The 22077-nt window shown below is 30.1% G+C and carries 8 protein-coding genes; 2 read left to right on the top strand and 6 right to left on the bottom strand.

What is annotated here, in order from left to right; translation table 11 throughout:
• Nucleotides 1-125 precede the first annotated feature (125 nt).
• The 6 genes from ACWGOQ_RS23375 to ACWGOQ_RS23350 form a co-directional block, all read right to left on the bottom strand.
• Nucleotides 126-254: a transposase gene (locus ACWGOQ_RS23375; protein WP_458202875.1), complete on the bottom strand. Its 129-nt coding sequence runs from the start codon at nt 252-254 to the stop codon at nt 126-128.
• A 145-nt stretch (nt 255-399) separates the two neighbouring features.
• On the bottom strand, nt 400-2547 hold the full coding sequence (locus ACWGOQ_RS23370; RefSeq protein WP_452060288.1) for a prolyl oligopeptidase family serine peptidase: 2148 nt from the start codon (nt 2545-2547) through the stop codon (nt 400-402).
• Between the two features lie 67 nt (nt 2548-2614).
• The gene (locus ACWGOQ_RS23365; protein ID WP_452060287.1) at nt 2615-2764 is read right to left on the bottom strand and encodes a hypothetical protein; all 150 of its coding nucleotides are present in this window, start codon (nt 2762-2764) and stop codon (nt 2615-2617) included.
• 516 nt (nt 2765-3280) lie between these two features.
• Nucleotides 3281-5041, bottom strand: a complete 1761-nt coding sequence (locus tag ACWGOQ_RS23360; RefSeq protein WP_452060286.1) for a helix-turn-helix domain-containing protein — start codon at nt 5039-5041, stop codon at nt 3281-3283.
• Nucleotides 5042-5179: 138 nt separating this feature from the next.
• Nucleotides 5180-6061 (bottom strand): thiopeptide-type bacteriocin biosynthesis protein, encoded by an 882-nt coding sequence (locus ACWGOQ_RS23355; protein ID WP_452060285.1) that lies wholly within the window; start codon nt 6059-6061, stop codon nt 5180-5182.
• A gap of 10 nt (nt 6062-6071) precedes the next feature.
• A complete protein-coding gene (locus tag ACWGOQ_RS23350; protein ID WP_452060284.1) occupies nt 6072-8255 on the bottom strand; it encodes a lantibiotic dehydratase family protein in 2184 nt (727 codons plus the stop codon).
• 760 nt (nt 8256-9015) lie between these two features.
• Between ACWGOQ_RS23350 and ACWGOQ_RS23345 the strand changes: the two genes are divergently transcribed.
• Both ACWGOQ_RS23345 and ACWGOQ_RS23340 read left to right on the top strand, forming a co-directional pair.
• Complete coding sequence (locus tag ACWGOQ_RS23345) at nt 9016-9543, top strand: UpxY family transcription antiterminator (RefSeq protein ID WP_452060283.1); 528 nt, start codon at nt 9016-9018, stop codon at nt 9541-9543.
• Nucleotides 9543-21980, top strand: a complete 12438-nt coding sequence (locus tag ACWGOQ_RS23340) for a non-ribosomal peptide synthetase (protein ID WP_452060282.1) — start codon at nt 9543-9545, stop codon at nt 21978-21980. Before ACWGOQ_RS23345 ends, ACWGOQ_RS23340 begins: the two co-directional genes overlap by 1 nt.
• Nucleotides 21981-22077 lie beyond the last annotated feature (97 nt).

The raw sequence follows: 22077 nt of genomic DNA, 5'->3' as shown, positions 1-22077 counted from the left end.
ATCAGAGCTAGACATAGACTTTTTAAAAATCAAAGTTCAGCCTTTTTAAATTACTCCACAACTTTTTGTGTTGATCCATTATCTGATAATAAGGGATCAAGTCTAAAAGTTGTGGGATTAAGTATTTAGGCGAAAATAGTTGTTAGTCTAAATAAGAAGAACTCTACATTTCTAACGCCTCTAAACTGTGCTCTAAAGGCTTTTATTTTTGCATTAAATGATTCTGCTGAAGCATTTGATGATAAAACATTCAAAAAGGTAGTTTTAGTTTTAAATTAAAACAAATAGGGTAAAGTATTCTTAATTGATAAACAACAATATTATGAAACCCGTAAGACATAATCTCTTTTCAGAATGAAGGTAAAGAATATCTAAAAGCTATTATTTTAAGAATTTCTTTTATTCTGGTTGATAATCAGGATGACCCGTTTGCCAAAACGCAAAAGAAAGTATATTAGCAAACCGCTCAAATTCCTTTGTCTTTGTATCATCTTTACCATGCCCTGCTTTTTTATCTATAAGCAGTAAATTATTGGTGTTACTTTCATTATAAGCTTGTATCCGGGCAGCAAATTTAATCGAGAACCACGCTGGAACTCTAGGATCGTTCAGACCTGCAGTTAACAGCGTAGCGGGATATTTTTCGCCTTGTTTTAAGTTATGATATGCATCCATTTCTAATAATGCTTTAAACTCTTCAGGATTTTTTACAGTTCCATACTCTTTTATGTTTTTTGCTCCGTTAGCTCTGTTTTCGGATCTTAAAGTGTTTAGCATACCAAATTCTATAATAGCAGCAGTAAATAGATCTGGACGCTCAGTGATGGCCCTTCCAATCATAATTCCTCCGGCACTACCACTCCATATAGCCAATTGTTCTCTGGTGGTTATATCATTTTCTATTAAATATTCGGCACAGGTTATAAAATCTTTCCAAGTGTTTGGTTTGGTTACTTTTTGTCCTCCTTTATGCCAGGCATCTCCTTTTTCGCCACCACCTCTTACGTGTGCAACTGCATATATTCCTCCTTCTAATACCCATAATAATCTTCTTATTTGCAAAGAAGGCTTCATAGATCTTCCATATGCTCCATAACCATCCATTAAAACCTTATTTTTCCCTGTTTTCTTTATTTTTTTATTATAAAATAAAGACAGAGGGATTTTTTCTCCATCGTGGGCTGTTATTTCAATTTCTTCGACAATTATGTCCTTGAATCGCTGATCTTCCAATGCTGCATTTATGTCTTTATCTAACAGTTGTTCGTTAAAATATTCAAATCGTTTGTTATCTGTAGTCCAACCACTAGCATTAATCCAAAGTTCTGGATAATCTAATCCTCGTGAATTTAGGCTTATATTTCCGTAAACCTTTGGTAAGGTTATCTCTTTTTGAGAATTATTTTCCAACTTGAATAAACTAGCTTTTACACCATTTTTACTAGTTACAAAATATAGCCCTTCACTGGTAAGACTAAAATCGGTAATAACTAAATCTTTTTTTTCTTCAACTAATGTTTTAGGGTTGTCGAAATCAGGATTAATTATAGAAGTACTACATATTTTGAAATTAGGAGCATTCTTAGAAGTTATGTAGACTAAAGAGTCTCCTTTAACCATATAGTCTTTAATCTTATCAGATACTTTAAAGAGTGTTTTCCAATTTTTACCATCCAATTCGCTTATTTTTAAAGAATAAGCATCGTAGTAACTTCTATTTCCTCTTATTTTTCCAATAATATATTTATCATTTTTGTCATTGAATGATATAATTGGTGTTTCTTGTTCTTTAAGATTTAATTTTGGGTTATGACTCTTTGAAAGTAGTTCTTTTAATTGTTTTGGATCAGCTCCAAGTTTATAAATTACAGATTTTGTGTTTAATGAAAATTGTTTAGATTCTGGATCTGAGTTTATATATTGTAAATACATAAATCCAGAATTATCTGGTAACCAGTGTATTCCTCCAGAGCTCGTAGGCCAGACATTACTTATGACCTTAGAACTGACAGTCTTGGAAAGTACGTCATAAATAATCAAGTCTGAAATTTCTTTACCCATTTTGGTTAGACTAATTACAATTTTAGTTCCATCCCAATTGGGTGCAATATAGTTTATAACAAATTCGGAGTCAGCGTTTGATTTGTAATCCTTAGGATTATATAACATTATTTCTGGTTCTTCATATGACTCTCGATAGTATAATTTAGGTGTATTGTCTGTTGAAGACCTTTTTAAATAAAAATATTTGTTGTTTTTTGTAACCTTAAGTTTAGAAATGGTGAATGATTTATTACTATCGAATTGTATCTGTTTATCAACTAATTCTTGTCTTTTATTTATAGCACGTAGAAAATTATATGAGATATCGTTTTGTTGATCAATCCAGTGTTTTACTGTTGGATTTTCCAAATTTTCTAAATATCGGTAAGGATCTTCAATCAGTTGTCCATGATATTTATCTACCACAATTTTTACAGGTAGTATATCTGTTTTGGTTTGACAACTCATAAGTAAAATGCATATAATAAATAACTTAATTTTCATATAAAAAAATTAATATAAAGGGAAGTTTTGCTTCCCTTTATATGATAATAAATACTTTGTTTTCTTTCTAGCTTCCCCAAGTATCATCATCAGAATCATCATCATCAGAATTTAATAATGCTCCCCCTTTAATACTAATTAAATTATTAAGCTTAGCAATTTTAAATTTGTCTAGAGTAAGTTTGTTTACGTTGTCTGAGTTCTGCATTTTTTTCATGTTGTAGAGTTTTAAATTTTATTGTTGTATGATTTAATGATGTAACAAATGTATGAGATACGTCAGGCTATTACACCATAAAAAAAGCAGTAGCAACATGATTTCAGGAATTCGGTGTCCCGATTTCAAGAATTCGGAGTCTTTGTTTCCAGAAAATAAAACACACAAATAATTGGTAATCATATAGTTGTGTTTTCTTGTAATTGAATCGTTGTTTTTTTTCTTTATTTTGATTTGTTCTTATTGTTTTTGGGAAAGTAGGAGGAGAATTTTATTTTTTTGTGAAATGAGCTGGAAAAAAAATAGGTAATATTGAGACCCATATTATATTTGCAATTACTTTAGTGAGATATTTTCTATTCTTTAGTATACAATTAACCCCAAGTATCATTATCGGTTTTGGGAGGATTTTAACTTAAAATTGCTCCACCTTTAAAACCAATTAAATTATCAAACTTGATAATTTTTAGTTTGCGGAGAGAAAGTTTGTTTATATTATCAAATTTGTTCTGCGTATTAAGTCGTTTTTTTTTCTTCTTCACTTTGTTTTTTCTCTAATTGTTTCAAGAAAAATGACGGAAAGATTCCGGTTTTTTTATGAAATGATCTTGAAAAAGCATCAGTTGTATTAAAACCTATTTCATTAGCAATTGCTTTAATGGTATATTTTCTGAATTTAGAATCAGATTTCAACTTTTCAACCACAAAGTCAATACGAAGCTCGTTGATATAATTACTAAAACTTTTATCCTTATATGTGTTAATAATTTTAGACAAATATTTGGAGTTTGTTTTGAACTCTTTTGATAAGGCATTAATAGAAATGTTAGTTTTGATAAAATCATTATTCTTTTCAAAAGTATTTAAATGCTCTAAAATGTCATCAATAATAATCTCTGAAATCCCTATATCTGTTGTGTCATTTTGATTGGAATTAGCAGAGGTTTTGCCTATTTGATTTTTAACTGAATCAGTGTTTTCTTCTTCAGAATTATTATTTTTTTCATATAAATCAAGAAATCTTTGCTGAAATACTTTTCGTTTCTTAACATTTCGAACCAAAATTATGATTAAAGAAATGATAAACAGTAATAAGATACCTACTGTAATTATCGTTTTTTTATTGTTTTTCTGAAGAGAGTCAATAATATTCTCTTTTTCTAGAATTAGATTAGGAGTCGTGTACTCATCATTTATCTTAACATATACTTGTTTGTAATTAGTATCTAAAATGCTATCTACGTGTAAAAGTTTATTGATATAGAATAGTTGTTTCTCTATATTTTTATTCTCTTTATATGTTTTAATTAGAAGTTCATACCCCTGTCTAATAGTTGGAAAATAGTATTTTTTAGCGTACGCTAAAGAGTCCATTTTTTGTAAATGTACTAAGGAAGCCTCGTGGTTTTGTTGTTTAGCATATATTTTTCCAAGATATAAGTCCGCACGTATTGAAGTGCCAATACTTTGAGGTATCGTTTTAGAAAGTTTTTTAAATTTAAGAATACTATCAAGACTGGATGCATATTCTTTCTTATAGTAATGGGTTCTGCCAGAAGATAAAAGCAGACGACCATACAATATACTATCTTTAGATTTTAATGAAAGATTAATAGCTTTTTTGTTGGTTATATATGCAGAATTATATATTTTATTTTTGTTAAAAGAACTTCCTAATGCGAATAAAGATTTTATATAGTCATACTCGTATTTGGGATTTTCGTTAAACTGCTTTTCATAATAATCAACAATTGATTTTAAAGATTCTAAAGACTCTAAAGATTCTCCCAAATCTTCTTTAAGTAAAGCAATGAAATATTTGGTTTTGAATTGTTGATCTGTATTTTCATTCTCGTTTGCATATTGATTGGAGAATACCAATTCATCTATTGCTTTTTTGAATTGACTTTTTCCACCATAAACTCTTGCTTTAAGCAAGTGTCCTTTGGCTGGGTAGTTATAATCTTTGATATTTTTGGTTAACATGATAATGCTATCTCCATATGCTAGAACCTCGGATTGCTTAGAGATTTCAGATAACATATAATATCCATCAGCTTGTTTTATGATATCTCTTTCTTGTTTAGCTTTTTGCAGATATGTTAATGCATACACTTTTGAATGTTTAGGGTCACTCTTGTATTGTTTGAAACTTTCTTGTAGTTCTTCATATGTTTTTTGGAATAATGTATCTTGAGCAACAGCCTCTTGAGCGTTTGTTATTCTCAAAAAACAAAATGCTGAAATCAAAAATGTAACAAGTAGCCTGTTTTTCATATACTGATAATTTTATCTCTGCCAACCTGATTTTTTTTCAGATAGTTTGATATAGGGTTTGTTATCAAATTTCTTTCCTATTATTAAGGAATTAATCTTTGGTTTTTTGGTTAAGATACATTTCATAATTTTTTTGAACTATGAATTTATAGATAATGAGTTTTTTATATAATCCGATTTATAATATTTTCCAAGAAAATCATAAATAACAAGTTCATAAAACCTTTGTCTAGACCGAAAAGCTCTATTGACTAGCATATGAATATGACTTCCTATTAAATAATCAAATGGCACTTCGAGACTACCTTCTTCGTTATGGTTTACAATTTCTTGTATTAATTTTATAGTTGCTTTTTCTTTTGTATTTATAATTTTATCCAAAACGTTAAATTCATTTTCAGAATATGATGATTTCAGAAAATGGGCCAAATTGTTTTTAATTTTTCGATATTTTTGATCTAATTGTTTATTAAGAACCTTATCGGCGTTAAATTCTATTTTGAATGCATCTCTTTTGTTAACTGCAAAACTTAGTTTTTCTTGCACTTCATAATTACAACTGTTAAGGAATTGATCAATAGTCTTCATAATAAATAAGAAATACAAATTTTCGTCCTCAATTATAGTTTTACTTTCTAATAACATACTACTTTCATGGTAAAACAATTCTTCTGAAATATGAATAGTATTTGCACCATAACGTTCTAACTCACGATGATAAGTGTCTAATTGAATTTTATAAACAATATCATCAGTAACATATGATTGCATTGTACTACTAAATAACTGCATAATATCTGCAATGTTTCTAATGTTGGTGATACGAAGTCTAAGTTTTATATGAGCATCCGGATCATGATATCTAATAAAGAACCATAGATCAATCATTCTTTTTTTGATTAATAATTTCATTAATGGATAGATGGTATTGATTAGAATACTATCCGAGGTTCTGGCACCACAATATATTTTGTAATACAACCATTCTTCTCCAGGTATAAAGGTTCTTTTTACTTGCACTTTAAGAGTATTATGCCTTTACTGTTATCTTTGATAATTTACTAGAATATAATACGGTATCTTTTTTAGGTATTTGATTTACTTTTGTTTCCTTGTAAAATGAGAATACACATTGATTAGTGTATTTATTACTCCCCTGTTTTACAGGACTGTCTTCTATGAATAAAAATTCTTCTAATAAAAACTCTTCTCTGTTTTTTATAGTATTTAACCACATAAGGGTAGATTCTTTATTTTCAAAATTGATCAGTAGCGTATTATCTTTATCAATAAGCTGGACATACTTAGGTATTAGTAGTTTTTTCCTCCATTTTGTTACCTTAATGAGGTAATTATTTTTGGTTTCTATATCATCCAGAAATGGAGCAACATCTTTTTTTGAGATACGCCAACGTGCTTTTGAGAAGATAAAATTCTTGTATTCTACTCTGGGTAAAAACTTGTTTTTTTCAAGTGTTTCACCCCAATTAAAAGCGATACCTCCTCGCATATTCTGTTTTTGCATGTCACATAAAAAATGGTAAATAGGTAAAGAGTTTTGTCTACTATAATTGTGCGCGTTGGTCAGTCTTGGAAGAACCGTTTTGTTATGTTTCTTGGAACGTAAAACTAAAGTGTTATTTTTAATTGAGAGCATAAGATCTTGTATAGGAAGTTGTTGCTCAATAGGAAGGCTAGATTTTCCTAAATATGGAATTTCATACTTTCGTATTACAGCCCTACGAATTACGTTTCCAGTACGAGATTCTGGTAAGTGAATTATTTCAGCAATAAGTTTCTCAGGATGCATTTGCTCCTCAATAGTTGCGACATGTTGAACATATTCAAAAATCGTTTGATTACCGGCAGAGAAACGAGCCAGAAGAGCTGCAGCAGATGCTCCTCCTATGCTAGATAATGCTATTTTTTCTTGATTATCTAATGTAAAAACTTCTGTTATTGTAGATATGGAATCAGGAAGATCTGTCCAGTTGATATCTAAGTTTTCAAAATCCTTATCAAATAATTGTATTGTATATAGCTTCTCAGAATTAGCTTGTTGTAATTTGTTATTTAGAATATCTTTTATGGGGTCCCACTGTAACTTTTGTTTTAAGTTGTGTTTATGAGGAACCTGTAAGCCATCCAAAAAAAGATTAGAATCTACTGCTTGGGTATCTTGGCGATATCCAATACCAATTTCAGTATCCAATACTGTGGATAAAGGAATTTCACGTGTCTCATATCTTCTTTTAAATGCATCTTTAAATTGTTGTAAAGTACTGTTTTGGGAAGGTAAACTCATCTTGTTTAAAATTACCATTGCCCTTTTTATTTGATACCCAAAACGAATATCTAGTTGATTTTTGATTGCTTCAGTATATAAATCTACTTGGAATAGATACTTTAACTCGAAGGGTGTATTTGTTTTTTTTACAGACTTACTTAAATCCAAATAAACTTGAGTTGTATTTCCTATTTTTTCATCAATTTGATCTAAATGTTTTTGGTATTGATCAATTTGATTGATTATAGATTCGGTATTTTTAATTTTTTTTAAATTATTTGATAACTGAATCAAAAAATCTTGTCCTGTTACAGAGGGTTCTATTTCACTTACGATAATTTGATTCTGAATCAAGAGTTCAATAAATTCTTCGGCATCTTGAATCGATATATGATCATTTACTAATAAAGAAGTAAGTTCTTCAATTTTTTTTCCTGATTTAGCGTGTTCAAGGATACTTTCCAAATATGGTGTATGTGTTACTGCTTCTATAGAATGTTCTCTTCTATTTTTTGTATTATAAATGTATTCTACATATCTATATTGTTCTCCTATTTTATAGATACTATTATTAGGAAACCAACGAAGTTGTTTTTGGATATAGTCAATCCTAGCTAGCTTTTGCGAAAAAGCAACTAGAAAATTCATGTCAAAACGGGTTTGTCTATGATGTTTATGGTTTGGTTTCAGTTCAATAACAGTTGATTCACCCAACTCTCCTATGCTGCATCCGGCAAATAATCCAAAAGGGGTGCATCTAGATGACATCCGGGATAGATATTTTAGTAAAGAAATTTTTAATCTATCTACTTTTTTTAGATCAACGATCTCTCCCTCAAACCATTTGTTAATAGCTATAAAAAGCTCAGGAGATCCTAAAAATATAGCCTCTTTAACAATATCATTTGTCCAGATTTTTCTAAACATTTCTGTTGAAACCTCTTCGTTTTTTGTCAAATCAAAATAAAAATCTAAAGGTAAAAGAGGTACTCTTAAACAAAATTTATTGAAGAAGGTATATGGGTTTTTTGGTTTCAAGCTGAATACTGTATAATAAAATTACATTGTGTGATATAGTAACAAATATAATTTTTTCTTTTCATCATCCTCTGATATTACGGTTTTTCAGTTGTAAGATGGATGATCTTTAACATATGATTAAGAAAAGAAGTTTGATTTTAAATGCAAATTCAATCCTTTCTACCCTAATTATTATAGTTTATTTCTAAAAATAGTGTTATCAACTAGTAGAAAATATTAGGATAATAGGGCAATTAAAGGAACAAATTCATTGTGTTTTGGGTGAACAATGATATAAAGTGTTTTATAAGTGTGAAATTGACTTTATGTTGTTTAAAATTCTAATTATCAGTGTTTTGTGTTATATTTTTTTGTCCGGGATTCCGTGAATTAAGGCCTGTTATTCCTGAAAACAGACTCTAAAGACTTGTTTTAAGGTTGTGTTTTACTTTATGTTTGTATCAAATATTAGCGAAAGCTTTTCATAATAATCTTAGGGATATTTTGGAAAGCAGAAACTAAATCTTCAATACATAAATTTTTACAGAATATACTGGATGTGAGTCAAGGAAGCGAAGCTATGGGCTTTTTTAAAACCTTCTTTTTTATTCCGATAAATATATAGATTACACACAAACATTTTTTCATCCTTATTAAAACATTAATCATGGGTAAGCTTCTTAAAACAGGTTGGTACGTACTTTATGTAAGATCACGTTACGAAAGAAAAGTTGATGAATTGCTAAAGGAAAATGGATTAGAGTCCTTTCTCCCTATAGTAACAACTATAAGAAAATGGAGTGATCGCCAAAAGAAATTAGAAATCCCTTTATTTTCTTCGTATGTCTTTGTGAACATAAAAACGTCTATGGATTTCCATAAAACATTATCCGTAGAAGGTGCTTGTTCTTTTATTCGTTTTGGATCTGAGTATGGAATCGTAAAAGATGAAGAAATAACCAAAATAAAGTTCTTAGTAGGTTCTAAGGGTATCCAGGATATAAAGGTTGATAATCAACCATATGATGTTGGTGAAATTATGATGATTCAGTATGGTTCACTAACAGGCTTAGAATGTGAAGTGATTAATGTTAATAATGAAAATAAGATTATAGTCCGATTGGATTCTATAAGTCAGGGAATTACGGCTACAGTGCCTTCAAGTTACTTATCGAAAATATCAAAAGCAGTCTAATGAAAAATACAATTTCTAACATACAGAAGTACGTTTGGTTGGACCAAATAATGACTCCTGAATCTCCTAAATATAATATAGGAGGATATGTAATAATTAAAGGGGAGATTAATTTTGAATTATTCAATAAAGCCTTTAAAATATTAGTAAAAGAAAATGATATATTTTCTTTTACTTTTAAAGAAAACAAAGGGATTCCTACTTATGACATGTCTTTACATGATCATTCAGAGTTTTTAAAATGTTTTGAGGAACCAAGTAAAGAAAAGGCGGTACGAAAGATAGAAAGAGATTTTTCTGAAGCATTTAGATTTGAAGAAGAAAAACCGCTCTACAAAATGTGGTTGATTAATGTGTCTCCAGATTGTAGTATCTGGTATTCAAAATTACATCATATTATTGCTGATGGATTTTCTTTTCAGTTGTTATTTAATGAAGTTAATAGAATATATGAAAAACTGTTGATCGAAGATGGATATACCTATGCGGATATAGAAACTCATACCACATTGTATGAAGAGTTTATCCTTTCTGAAAATACATATAGATTATCTGATAATTTTAATGAAGACAAGAAGTTTTGGATGGATAAATACCAAGAACTTCCTTCGTTGATTTATAAAGAAGGTAATAGAGAGCAGGATCATTATCATCTTGAAACGGAATTATCAGTTATAGAAAATCAGAAGTTATGGGAAATAATCAAGAAAGAAAGATTGAGTATTTTTCATGTGCTTTTGGGGGTTTGTTCTTTGGTGCTATCAAAATATTATTGCAAGAGTGAGATTAGTTTAGGAATGCCTATTTTAAATAGAAAAAATGCTATACAAAAGAAAACTTTTGGACCTTTTATAAGCGTTTTGCCATTACAGTTAACTCTCAAGAAGGAGGATGATTTTTTGAGTTTTATTCAAGGTATCAAAAAGGAATTATTTTCTTGTTATAGACATCAAGGGTTTCAGCAGGCAGATATTATTAAAGAATTACCTAATGAAATTACTCACTTGTATGATGTAAGATTGTCATATGAAAGATTACAATATAATAATGAGTTTGCAGGAAGTACAGCTACAATTCACCCAATATCCAATGATAGTGAAGATGACCCAATTTCGATACATATTTTTGAACATAAAGGGGGTATACTCAAATTTAGATTTGATATTAACGAAAAATACGTCCCTAGGTCAGAAGCAAATGAATTGATACGATCATTTAAGAATGTCCTGGTAAATTTAGGCAAACATATAAATGAACATATTTCTGAAATACAAATAGCGGATGCACAACAGTTATCCGAAGTTAATGAGTTCTCCAAAGGGTCTATAATTGAGCGAATTGATAATACATTTTTAGACCTTTGGAATGCTACGGTAGCAAAATATAAACAATCTGTTGCTGTAACTTATGGTTTCAATGAAGTAACTTATAAAGATCTCGATGCTAGGGCAGAACAGATGGCAAGTTACCTTCACAGATCTGGAATAAAAAGAGGAGATCGTATTGGTGTGATGTTATCTCGCTCAGAGAAAAGTATACTATGTATTCTGGCTGTGTTAAAAATTGGAGCGATATATGTACCTATTGATAGTAGTTACCCAGAAGAGAGAAAAAGCTATATAATTAAGGATGGTGATCTAAAAATGATATTAGTTGATTCTTTTTCTCACACTTCTTTAGACAGTAAAGAGCATAACATAGATGAAGTTTTAGAAGGTGATCATAGTTTTGAAAACCTTGAAACCGTAGATATTTACGTAGATGATGCGGCCTATATTATTTATACATCAGGATCAACAGGTAACCCAAAAGGAGTAGTTATAAGTCATAAATCTTTATATGATTATACTTTAACATTTAAGGAGTACTTTGGTTTAGAAAGTTCAGATAAAGTATTACAGCAAGCATCTCTTTCTTTTGACACTTCTGTTGAAGAAGTATTCCCCATACTTGCTACAGGAGGAAACCTTGTTATTGCAAATGATACAAAGGATTTCCATAAATTGTTTAAAGAATGTGAGCAACATAATATTACGTTATTGAGTACTAATCCTTTTGTTTTACAGTATCTCAATGAAAATGAATTAAACTATAAACTAAGTTTAAAAACCTTAATTAGTGGAGGGGACACCCTAAAATCTCATCATGTTAGTAATTTGATAGGAAAATATGATGTATATAACACATATGGACCTACTGAAAGCACAGTATGTGCTACGTATTATAAGGTTAAACATGAAGAATCTTCTATTCCTATTGGCACACCGATACCCAATCGAGGAGTTTATGTAATGGATGATGCCAATTTATTACCAAAAGGAGCGATTGGAGAAATAGGACTTTCAGGATTAGGGTTAGCAATAAAATATTTAAATCAAAAAAAGCTAACAGAAGAAGCATTTGTTGATATTGATGGAAAACGTATTTATAAAACCGGCGATTTAGGAAAATGGGACGAAAATAGCAACTTGATTTTTTATGGTAGAAAAGATAATCAAGTTAGTTATAAAGGATATAGAATAGAAGTTGGTGAAATTGAACAAGCTATACAACAAGTAAATGCATATGTTGTAGATACCTATGTATGTATAAATGAAGTAAATGAATTACCAATTTTAATTGCTTATTTAGTGGCGAATGAATCTTTTGTTAATATTTCTTCATTAGCGATCGGGTTAAAAGAATTTTTACCTGAATATATGATTCCAACTCACTTTGTTGTTATTGATGCTATTCCGTTATTAACGAATGGAAAAATCGATGTCAAAAAATTACCTAACCCAAAGTTTGTGGATATCAAAGAAACAGTTCAATTACCTTCTACCAATGAAGAGAAGGAAATTGCTGCAATTTGGAAAGAATTACTGAAATTGGACAAAGTAGATGTTAATGTTAGTTTCTTTGAATTAGGTGGTCATTCTTTGTTGGCAAATCAGTTTATAAGTAATTTAAGAACTCAAAAAGGAATAGAACTATCCTTAAAAGATTTTTATAAATCCCCTACTATTAGAGAAATAGGTGAATTAATTCCATCATTAGATAGAAAAGAAATTCAAAGGATATTAACTCCCAGTCAAGAATATTATCCTTTATCATATTCTCAGGATAGACTATGGTTTTTAAACCAATTGAATAGTGAAGATACTTCATATCACGTGTCCAGAGCAATAAAGCTTGATGGTATTATAGATATAGGGATATTAGAAAAAACATTTTCTAAACTTATAAAGAAGCATGAAATTTTAAGGACTGTCTTTGTAAATATCGATGGAGAACCTTATCAAAAAATATTATCTCCTTATACGTTTAATATTCCAGTTATAAATTATGGAGATACATTAGAATCAGAAAAACAGAAAATAATTAATGATAATCTTCATAGAATAGAAGTTGCTGCATTTAAAATTGAAGATGGGCCTCTTTTTAGAGCAGAATTGTTAGAGTTTTCTGAACAAGAAAATGTTCTTATATTCTGTGAACATCATTTAATTTTAGATGGATGGACACAAGGTCTATTATTCAGAGATTTTGTCGATATATACAATGAATTAAAAAGAAACCCTGATTTTGATATTAAAAAACCGGAAATTACATTCAAAGATTATGCTTATTGGGAAAAAGAGAATTTAAATGAAACAGTCTTAAGAGAAAAATTAGATTTTTGGGAAAAGCAATTAAGAGGTTTTTCTAATCAGTTACCTCTTCCATTGGACTATAACCGTCCAGTATTACCTACTAAGAAAGGCGAAGCGATGCAACATGTGTTTTCGTTAGAATTTTCAGAAAAATTGAGGAAGTTTTCAGAAAATAAAAATGTCTCTTTATTTATGACAATGATTACAGCATTTAAAATAGTGCTAAGTAAATTTAGTAATCAAACGGATATTTGTGTCGGAACAGCAGTAGCCAATAGAAAGTATAAAGAATTCGAAGAGGTTTTAGGAATGATTGTGAATACAATCCCTCTGAGAACTACTCTTGATAATGATCTAAGCTTAATAGATATCCTTAGCAAAGTAAAAGAAACATGTTTAGATGCATATGCATATGACGATACACCTTTTGGTAAGGTTGTAGAAAGATTGAATCCAAAAAGAAGCTTGAATATTCAACCTCTTTTTCAATATATGTTCAGTTTTGTTAACACTCCAATCAATAATATGTCTTTGTTGGATGCGGAAATAGAACTAATAAATACGCATAATAATTCTTCCAAATTTGATATTAATGTGATCGTAAATACTGTTTATGAGCAAGTTGATGCTATGCCAGATAATCAGAGTGATAGAAGAATTTCTATACAATGGGAATATAGCTCAGATATCTTTATGTCTTCTACAATGAAGCGTATGTTATCCATGTATTTAAACATTCTTGACACATTGGTGACAACTCCCGATCAACATTTATCTTCTCTAACATATATACCTAAAGGAGAAAAGGATCTGCTGTTAAAAAGCTTTAACAGTACTAAACGTGAATTTCCAAAGAATGAAAATATAGTTAGTCTATTTATTGATCAAGTAATAAAGAAACCAGATGCTGTAGCCATAGTTTTTGATAATAAGAGTTTGACATATAAGGAGTTGGATACTAAGTCGAATCAGTTAGCGCATTATTTGTTGGCTTATTATGATTTGGAAGTAGAAGATTTAGTAGCCGTAAAATTGCAAAGAAGCGAATGGTTAGTAATTTCGATATTGGCGATACTCAAAACAGGGGCAGCTTATGTGCCTATAGATCCAGAATACCCTAAGAAACGAATATCGTATATAGAAGAAGATACTAATTGTAAAACAATTATAGATGAACAGTTTTTAGATACTTTTAAAGAAAAAGTAGATTTTTCACAATTGGATCCAAAAATAGTTATTAAACCAAATAAACTAGCTTATGTAATTTATACTTCAGGTTCTACAGGTAAACCGAAAGGAGTAATGGTGGAGCATGTAAGTTTGGTAAACTATATTAAGAACCAAACTTTAGAGTTTGATTTTGATAACTCCGAGCGAGTTTTGCTTTTTTCTAACCCTTCTTTTGATGCATCGGTTGAACAATTATTTTTGACTTTATTGAATGGAGCTTCACTAATTATAGTTCCTAAAGAACAAATTATTGATCCATCTGGTCTATCAATTATCCTGAATAAATATGAAATAACTCATTTTCACTCTACTCCTAGTTATTTAACGCATTTGAATAATCTTACGTCGTGTAAAGCATTAAGAAGAGTAATTTCTGGAGGAGAGCCTTGTTCAAAAGATTTAGCTTTAAAAATGATTGATGTTGGAGATTTTTACAACAAATATGGACCTACTGAGACAACAATCAGTTCTACGATCTGTAAAGTTAATCAAAATCATATTCAAAAAGGAGTTATACCGATTGGAAAGCCTATTAATAATGTACAATTATATATTCTATCGGATAACTTAGAGTTACAGCCGTTAGGGGTTTTAGGAGAGATATGTATTGCTGGAACTGGATTATCCAGAGGATATTTAAATCAACCAGAGCTGACTATCGAAAAATTTATAGATCATCCTTTTGTTAAAGAAAGCAAATTATACAGAACAGGTGATTTGGGGAAATGGCTACCCGATGGTACTATAGAATTTATAGGAAGAAAAGATAATCAGGTTAAAATTAGAGGGTATCGTATCGAGTTAAGTGAGATAGAAAACGTCATTTTATCTCAGTCAGGAATTGAACAAGTGGTTGTCTTAAGAAAAGAAATAGAAGGGGATATTGTTTTAGTAGCTTATTTGGTTTCAGGTATTGAGATAGATAAGCAATTTTTAAGAAAAAGCCTAGCTCAGGATCTTCCTGATTACATGTTACCTAACTATTATATTGTATTAAGTGAACTTCCAATAACCTCTAATGGTAAGACTGATATTACCGCATTGCCAGAAATATCGGGGGATGATATGATTAAAAATGAATATAAAGCACCGGGTAATGAGGTAGAAAGACAATTAGTGGCAATATGGCAGGAAATATTAGATATAGAAGAGATAGGTGTTACTGATAATTTCTTTGAGTTAGGAGGGCATAGCTTAAAAGGTACTATCCTTATAAATAAAATTAAAAAAGCCTTAGGATCATCTCTATCGGTACGAGATTTGTTTTTAAACCCTACGATAGAAGGAATAACATCTCAAATAAAGGAAAGCAAGTATATTCGTATTCCAAAAACAAAGGAGCGAGAGAGTTATGCGTTGACTTCATCTCAACGTAGGTTATGGGTGTTGAGTCAGTTTAAAGAAGGAAGTATTGCCTATAATATCCCAAGTGTTTTTAGACTAGAAGGAGTTTTAGATGTAGTACAACTGAGAAAAGCTTTTCTAACGGTAATCAAGCGTCACGAGAGTTTGCGTACAGTTTTCAAAGAGGATGATCGTGAAGAAGTACGTCAGTATATATTACCTGAAAATGAGGTGAGTATGGATATTGATTTATATGATGTTAGTGAAGTTTCCGATTCAAGTGAGGCATTGTCCGCTATTGTAGATTATAGTTATGAATATCACTTTAATCTAGAGGTAGGACCTTTACTAAAACTAGGATTAATCAAAGTATCTGCAACGGAACATCTATTATTGTTTAATATGCATCATATTATAAGTGATGGTTGGTCTATGGAGGTTTTAAGTAAAGAATTGATGATGATCTATGATGGTTTGATACGTGGTAATGATATTAAGTTACCGGAATTACCAGTTCAATATAAAGATTATTCAGATTGGTTGTGTAGTGAAGAACATGAGGAAGAATTAGAAGTTTCTAGAGAGTATTGGTTAGAACAATTTAAGGAGGAAGTGCCAGTATTGGAACTTCCAACTTATAAATCACGCCCTAAGATAAAAACGTATAATGGGGATAGTTTTGATTATCGTTTTTCAGAAGGAACTAGTCAAGATTTAAGAAATTTTTCTGAGCGTCAAGGGGTAAGTTTATTTATGACATTAATGTCAGGAATCAATGGCTTGTTTTCTAGATATACGGGTAATAGTGATTTTATTATTGGTACCCCAATAGCGGGCAGAGCGCATTCAGAATTGGAACATCAAATAGGTTTGTACCTAAATACATTGGCGATTAGAACAAATTTTTCACCTACGATAAGCTTTGAAGGTTTAGTAGCTACACAAAAAAACACCTTATTAGATGCTTATTCTCATCAAGGGTATTCATTAGATCGTCTTGTAGATGAGTTAGACTTACACCGAGATACCAGTAGATCTTCTCTATTTGATGTTATGGTTGTATTAAATAATCAACAAAACATATTGTCATCGAACTCTATAGGTTTAGAAGGATTAGAAATAACTCCTTATAAAGATCAATATAGGAAAACAAGTCAGTTTGATTTAAGTTTTGTTTTCTCTGAGAAAGTAGGACAATTATCATTACAGATAGAATATAATACAGATATTTATGAGTTTGGTTTTATAGCAAATTTATGTGCTCATTTAGAATGTTTTTTACTTAAAGGTATAGAGAACCCTACTCAGAATATATCAAGTTTATCTTATATAAGTGAATCAGAAGAAGAACAATTGTTATATGATTTTAATGCTACAGAAATGGCTTGCCCAAAAGTAGATAGCATAGTTGATTTGTTTATGGAACAAGTAACCAAAAAACCAACGGCGATAGCATTAGTTCATAAAGATAAAAAATATACATATCGAGAATTGGATGAATTATCGAATCAATTAGCACATTATATTTTAGATCATTATAATGTATCGGAAGAAAATTTAGTCGCTATAAAGTTAGAAAGAACTGAATGGTTAGTAATTTCTTTACTAGCCGTATTGAAAACAGGATGCGCTTATGTTCCTATTGACACTACATACCCAGAACAACGTATTGACTATATAGAAAAAGATAGTAATTGTAAAGTTACACTAGATGAAAATTTACTAATAGAATTTAATAAACAAGAAAATATATTAAATACGCTTCCCAATATAAAGATAAAACCATCAAATTTAGCATATGTAATCTATACTTCAGGGTCAACAGGTAAGCCTAAAGGAGTGATGATTGAGCATAAAAGTTTATTGAATTTATGTTCTTGGCATATTGCTGAATATGATCTAGATCCATCAAGTAGAGGTAGTTTATACGCAGGTATAGGATTTGATGCTTCGGTATGGGAAATCTATCCTTATTTAGTTTCTGGAGGTAGTTTGTATCCTATTTCTAATCAGGAAATTCGTTATGATGTTAATTTATTGACAGAGTTTTTAAGAGAGCATAAAATTACACACACGTACCTACCAACCAAGATTTGCGAAGAGTTAATAATTCAAAATATTCAATTAGAAAATACGAAAATCCTAACAGGAGGAGAAGCTCTTAAACTACCAAAAGACATTAATAACCATAGAATTTATAATAACTATGGGCCTTCAGAAAACACAGTGGTTACAACTAGTTTTGACCTTAATGATCGTACAGGAGAAAATATTCCAATAGGACGTCCAATTGATAATACTCAGGTTTATATTATATCAAAAAACATAGAACTACAGCCTATTGGAGTCGTTGGAGAAATTTGTATTTCAGGAGACGGGTTATCTAGAGGGTATTTAAACCGTCCTCAATTAACGGAAGAGAAGTTTATCACAAACCCTTTTAGTAAAGAAGGACGTTTGTATAAAACAGGAGATTTGGGTAGATGGTTACCAGACGGTACGATTGAGTTTTTAGGAAGAAAAGATGATCAGATAAAAATAAGAGGATATCGAATTGAATTAGGAGAAATAGAAAGTGTTATTTTATCTCAAACCAAAATGAAACAAGTGATTGTTTTGGCTAAAGAAATTGAAGGTAATACATTATTAGTAGCTTATTATATTAATGACAGAAAAGTTAATAAACAAGAATTAAGAACTACAATAGGAAAGGAATTACCCGAATACATGATACCTAATTATTTTATTCAATTAGATGAACTTCCGCTAACCTCGAATGGGAAAATTGATAAAAAAGCATTACCTGAAGTAGAAGAAAAAGATATTATCAGAAATAAGTTTGTAGTAGCTAAAACAGAGGCAGAAAAGCAATTGGTTTCTATATGGCAAGAAGTTTTAAATATAGAAAATGTAGGTGTTACTGACAATTTCTTTGAACTAGGAGGACATAGCTTAAAAGGAACTGTTTTGGTAAATAAGATAAAAAAACGTTTAGGATTAGAGGTCTCAATTAAAGATTTGTTCTTGTATCCAACGATTACCGGAATGTTATCCAACACAATTAAAAACGAGTATGCCCCTATTCCTACAATCAAAAATCAAGAAAGCTATGCTTTGACTTCTTCTCAAAGACGCTTATGGGTTTTGAGTCAGTTTAAAGAAGGAAATAGTGCTTATAATATTTCTGGAACAACACAGATAAAGGGAACATTGGATATAGAGCTACTTACTAAAGCTTTTCTTCACCTTATCAATAGACACGAGAGTTTACGTACTATATTTAAACGAAATGATCAAGAGGAGGTTCGTCAATATATTATGGATGCTAATACTATAGAATTTAGTATTGATATGTTTGATCTTACTAATGATACTGATCAAGATTTATTAATAAATACTACTATTGATGAAAATTATAAATATCAATTTAGTTTAGATAATGGGCCTCTTGTAAAACTAGGAGTCATTAAGATTTCCTCAAATAAACATTTATTGTTGTTTAATATGCACCATATCATAAGTGATGGCTGGTCTATGGAAATTTTAAACAAAGAACTTATGCTCACCTATGATAGTTTAGTTCGTAATAATGATATTAAGTTACCAGAGTTATCTATTCAATATAAGGATTACGCGGAGTGGCTTTTATCAGCAAAACAAAAAAACAAATTAAGAAAATCTAAAGAATATTGGTTAGAACAATTTAAAGGAGAATTACCTGTAATAGATTTGCCTACAGACAAAAAGAGACCAAAAATAAAAACCTATAACGGAGATAGTATTGTACACAATCTCTCTAGAGATGCAAGCGAACAATTACAGCTGTTTTCTGAACAAAATGAGGTTAGTTTATTCATGGTGCTTATGGCAGGTATTAATGGACTATTATCGCGATATACTAATAGCAATGATATCATTTTAGGAACACCAGTTGCTGGAAGAAATCATTTAGATTTAGAAAATCAAATAGGATTATATCTTAATACGTTGGCAATAAGGACACAATTTGATAAAACTATTAGTTTTAAAGATTTAATAAACCTTCAGAAAGGTGTTTTATTAGATGCTTATTCTCATCAGGAGTATCCGCTAGATATTTTAATAGATGATTTAGAAGTAAAGCGTGATACAAGTCGATCTGCTTTATTTGATATATTGGTAATACTACAGAACCAACATGATTTATTTTCTTCAGAATCTCAAAAAATTGATGGGCTGGAAATAGCATCTTATGTGGAACATCATAGAAAGATGAGTCAGTTCGATATGAGTTTTATTTTCTCAAAAAATGAAGGGCAATTGTCACTACAACTTGAATATAATACGGATGTTTATGAAACTGATTTTGTGAAAAATATGATTTCTCATTTAGAGAGTTTCATACTGAACTGTACTAGTAATTCAAATAAAAGTATTTCTGAAATTAACTATATAAGTGATACAGAAAAACAAAAATTACTTTATGATTTTAATGACACTTCATTAAATGTTTCGAACCATAAGACTATTGTTGATTTATTTAAAGAACAAGCATTAAAAACTCCAGATGCTATAGCTATAGTTTATGGAAATAAGGAAATCACATATAAAGAAGCAGATGAATTGTCAAATCAATTATCTTATTTCTTAATTTCCAAATATGATATCCAAGAAGAGGATTTGATTGGAGTAAAATTGGATAGAAATGAATGGTTAATAATAGCATTACTTGCGGTATTAAAAAGTGGCGGTGCGTATGTTCCTATAGATCCGGAGTATCCGCAACAAAGAATAGACTATATAGAAAATGATAGTAAGTGTAAAGTTACTCTAGATAAGGAGTTGATTACATTATTTAGAGAAGAAGATGTTATTTCTAAAAAACTTCCTGAAATAGAAATAAAACCATCAAATCTAGCTTATGTAATTTATACATCTGGTTCTACAGGTACTCCAAAAGGAGTAATGCTCACTCATAACAATGCTGTGACTATGTTGAATTGGTCGAGAAAAGAGTTTGAAACTACCCGATTTGATATTATGTACGCAGTTACGTCTCTTAGCTTTGATTTATCCGTTTATGAGATTTTTTATCCATTAAGTATTGGTAAAAAGATTCGAGTTTTATCTAGTGGATTAGAAATTGAGAGTTATTTACATAAAGATCAAAATATTTTGATCAATACAGTACCTTCAGTTTTACAAACATTATTTGATACTGAAACTTCTTTCGCTAATGTTGTAGGTGTTAATTTGGCAGGAGAACCATTTCCTGTATCTTTTACTAATAAGTTTTTAACTACAGATATAGCAGTTCGGAATTTGTACGGGCCATCAGAAGATACTACCTATAGTAGCTGTCTAAAAATCGAAAAATCTTATGAAAGATCTACACCTATTGGAGCTCCTATAGATAATACACAGTTTTATATTTTGTCTGATGACCTTACGCTGCAACCAATAGGGGTAATTGGTGAATTATGTATTTCTGGAGATGGATTGTCTAAAGGTTATTTAAATAAACCTGAATTAACAAAAGAGAAGTTTATTGATCATCCTTTTAGAAAAGGAGAAAAATTATATAGAACTGGAGATTTATGTAAGTGGTTGTCAGATGGAACTGTAGAGTTTATAGGCCGTAAAGATGATCAGGTAAAAATTAGAGGATATCGAATTGAATTAGGAGAAATTGAAAATATATTGGTGAGACAAGATAATATCCAACAAGCACTAGTTATTGTAAAAGAAATTCAAGGAGATAGTGTTTTAGTATGTTATATAATAAATTCGGGAACTATTAATAAGCAAGAGCTAAAGTCTAATTTGAGGACATATTTACCAGATTATATGATTCCTGATTATTATCAGGTATTAGATACATTTCCATTAACCCCCAATGGTAAAATTGATAAAAAAGCACTTCCAGAAGTAATTGGGAAGGATATATTTAGAAATGAATATGTTGCTCCTAGTACTAAAATAGAAGAGCAATTGGTCGCAATCTGGGAAGAGGTGTTAAAAGTAAATGGAGTTGGTGTGACGGATAATTTTTTCGAATTAGGAGGGAATAGTTTAAAGGCAACCGTTCTAATTAATCGTATAAATAAAACCTTTAATACATTATTCTCTATTCAAGATTTATATGAAACCCAAGAAATAAAAGGTGTATCTACAAAATTAGAATTTATTAATTTTCAAAATCAGTTAGAGTTGACTAATGCTGATAACCTTGAAGAGATAACTATATAAGTTTCTTCCCTTTTTATTAATAGAATCCTTGATTGATACTTTAATCAAAAGATTTGTTTCCATTCATATCCATTCATTAAAATAAACAGAATCTAAA

This window comes from Aquimarina ulvae (genome assembly GCF_053613295.3).
Note: the sequence above shows the minus strand (reverse complement) of the source record. Positions and strands in the feature narration are given on the sequence as shown.

Coding starts and splice junctions, on each gene's coding strand:
- ACWGOQ_RS23360 (WP_452060286.1), bottom strand. CDS start 5,041: ATGAAAAACAGGCTACTTGTTACATTTTTGATTTCAGCATTTTGTTTT.
- ACWGOQ_RS23340 (WP_452060282.1), top strand. CDS start 9,543: ATGAAAAATACAATTTCTAACATACAGAAGTACGTTTGGTTGGACCAA.
- ACWGOQ_RS23350 (WP_452060284.1), bottom strand. CDS start 8,255: ATGTTTAGAAAAATCTGGACAAATGATATTGTTAAAGAGGCTATATTT.
- ACWGOQ_RS23370 (WP_452060288.1), bottom strand. CDS start 2,547: ATGAAAATTAAGTTATTTATTATATGCATTTTACTTATGAGTTGTCAA.
- ACWGOQ_RS23345 (WP_452060283.1), top strand. CDS start 9,016: ATGGGTAAGCTTCTTAAAACAGGTTGGTACGTACTTTATGTAAGATCA.
- ACWGOQ_RS23365 (WP_452060287.1), bottom strand. CDS start 2,764: ATGAAAAAAATGCAGAACTCAGACAACGTAAACAAACTTACTCTAGAC.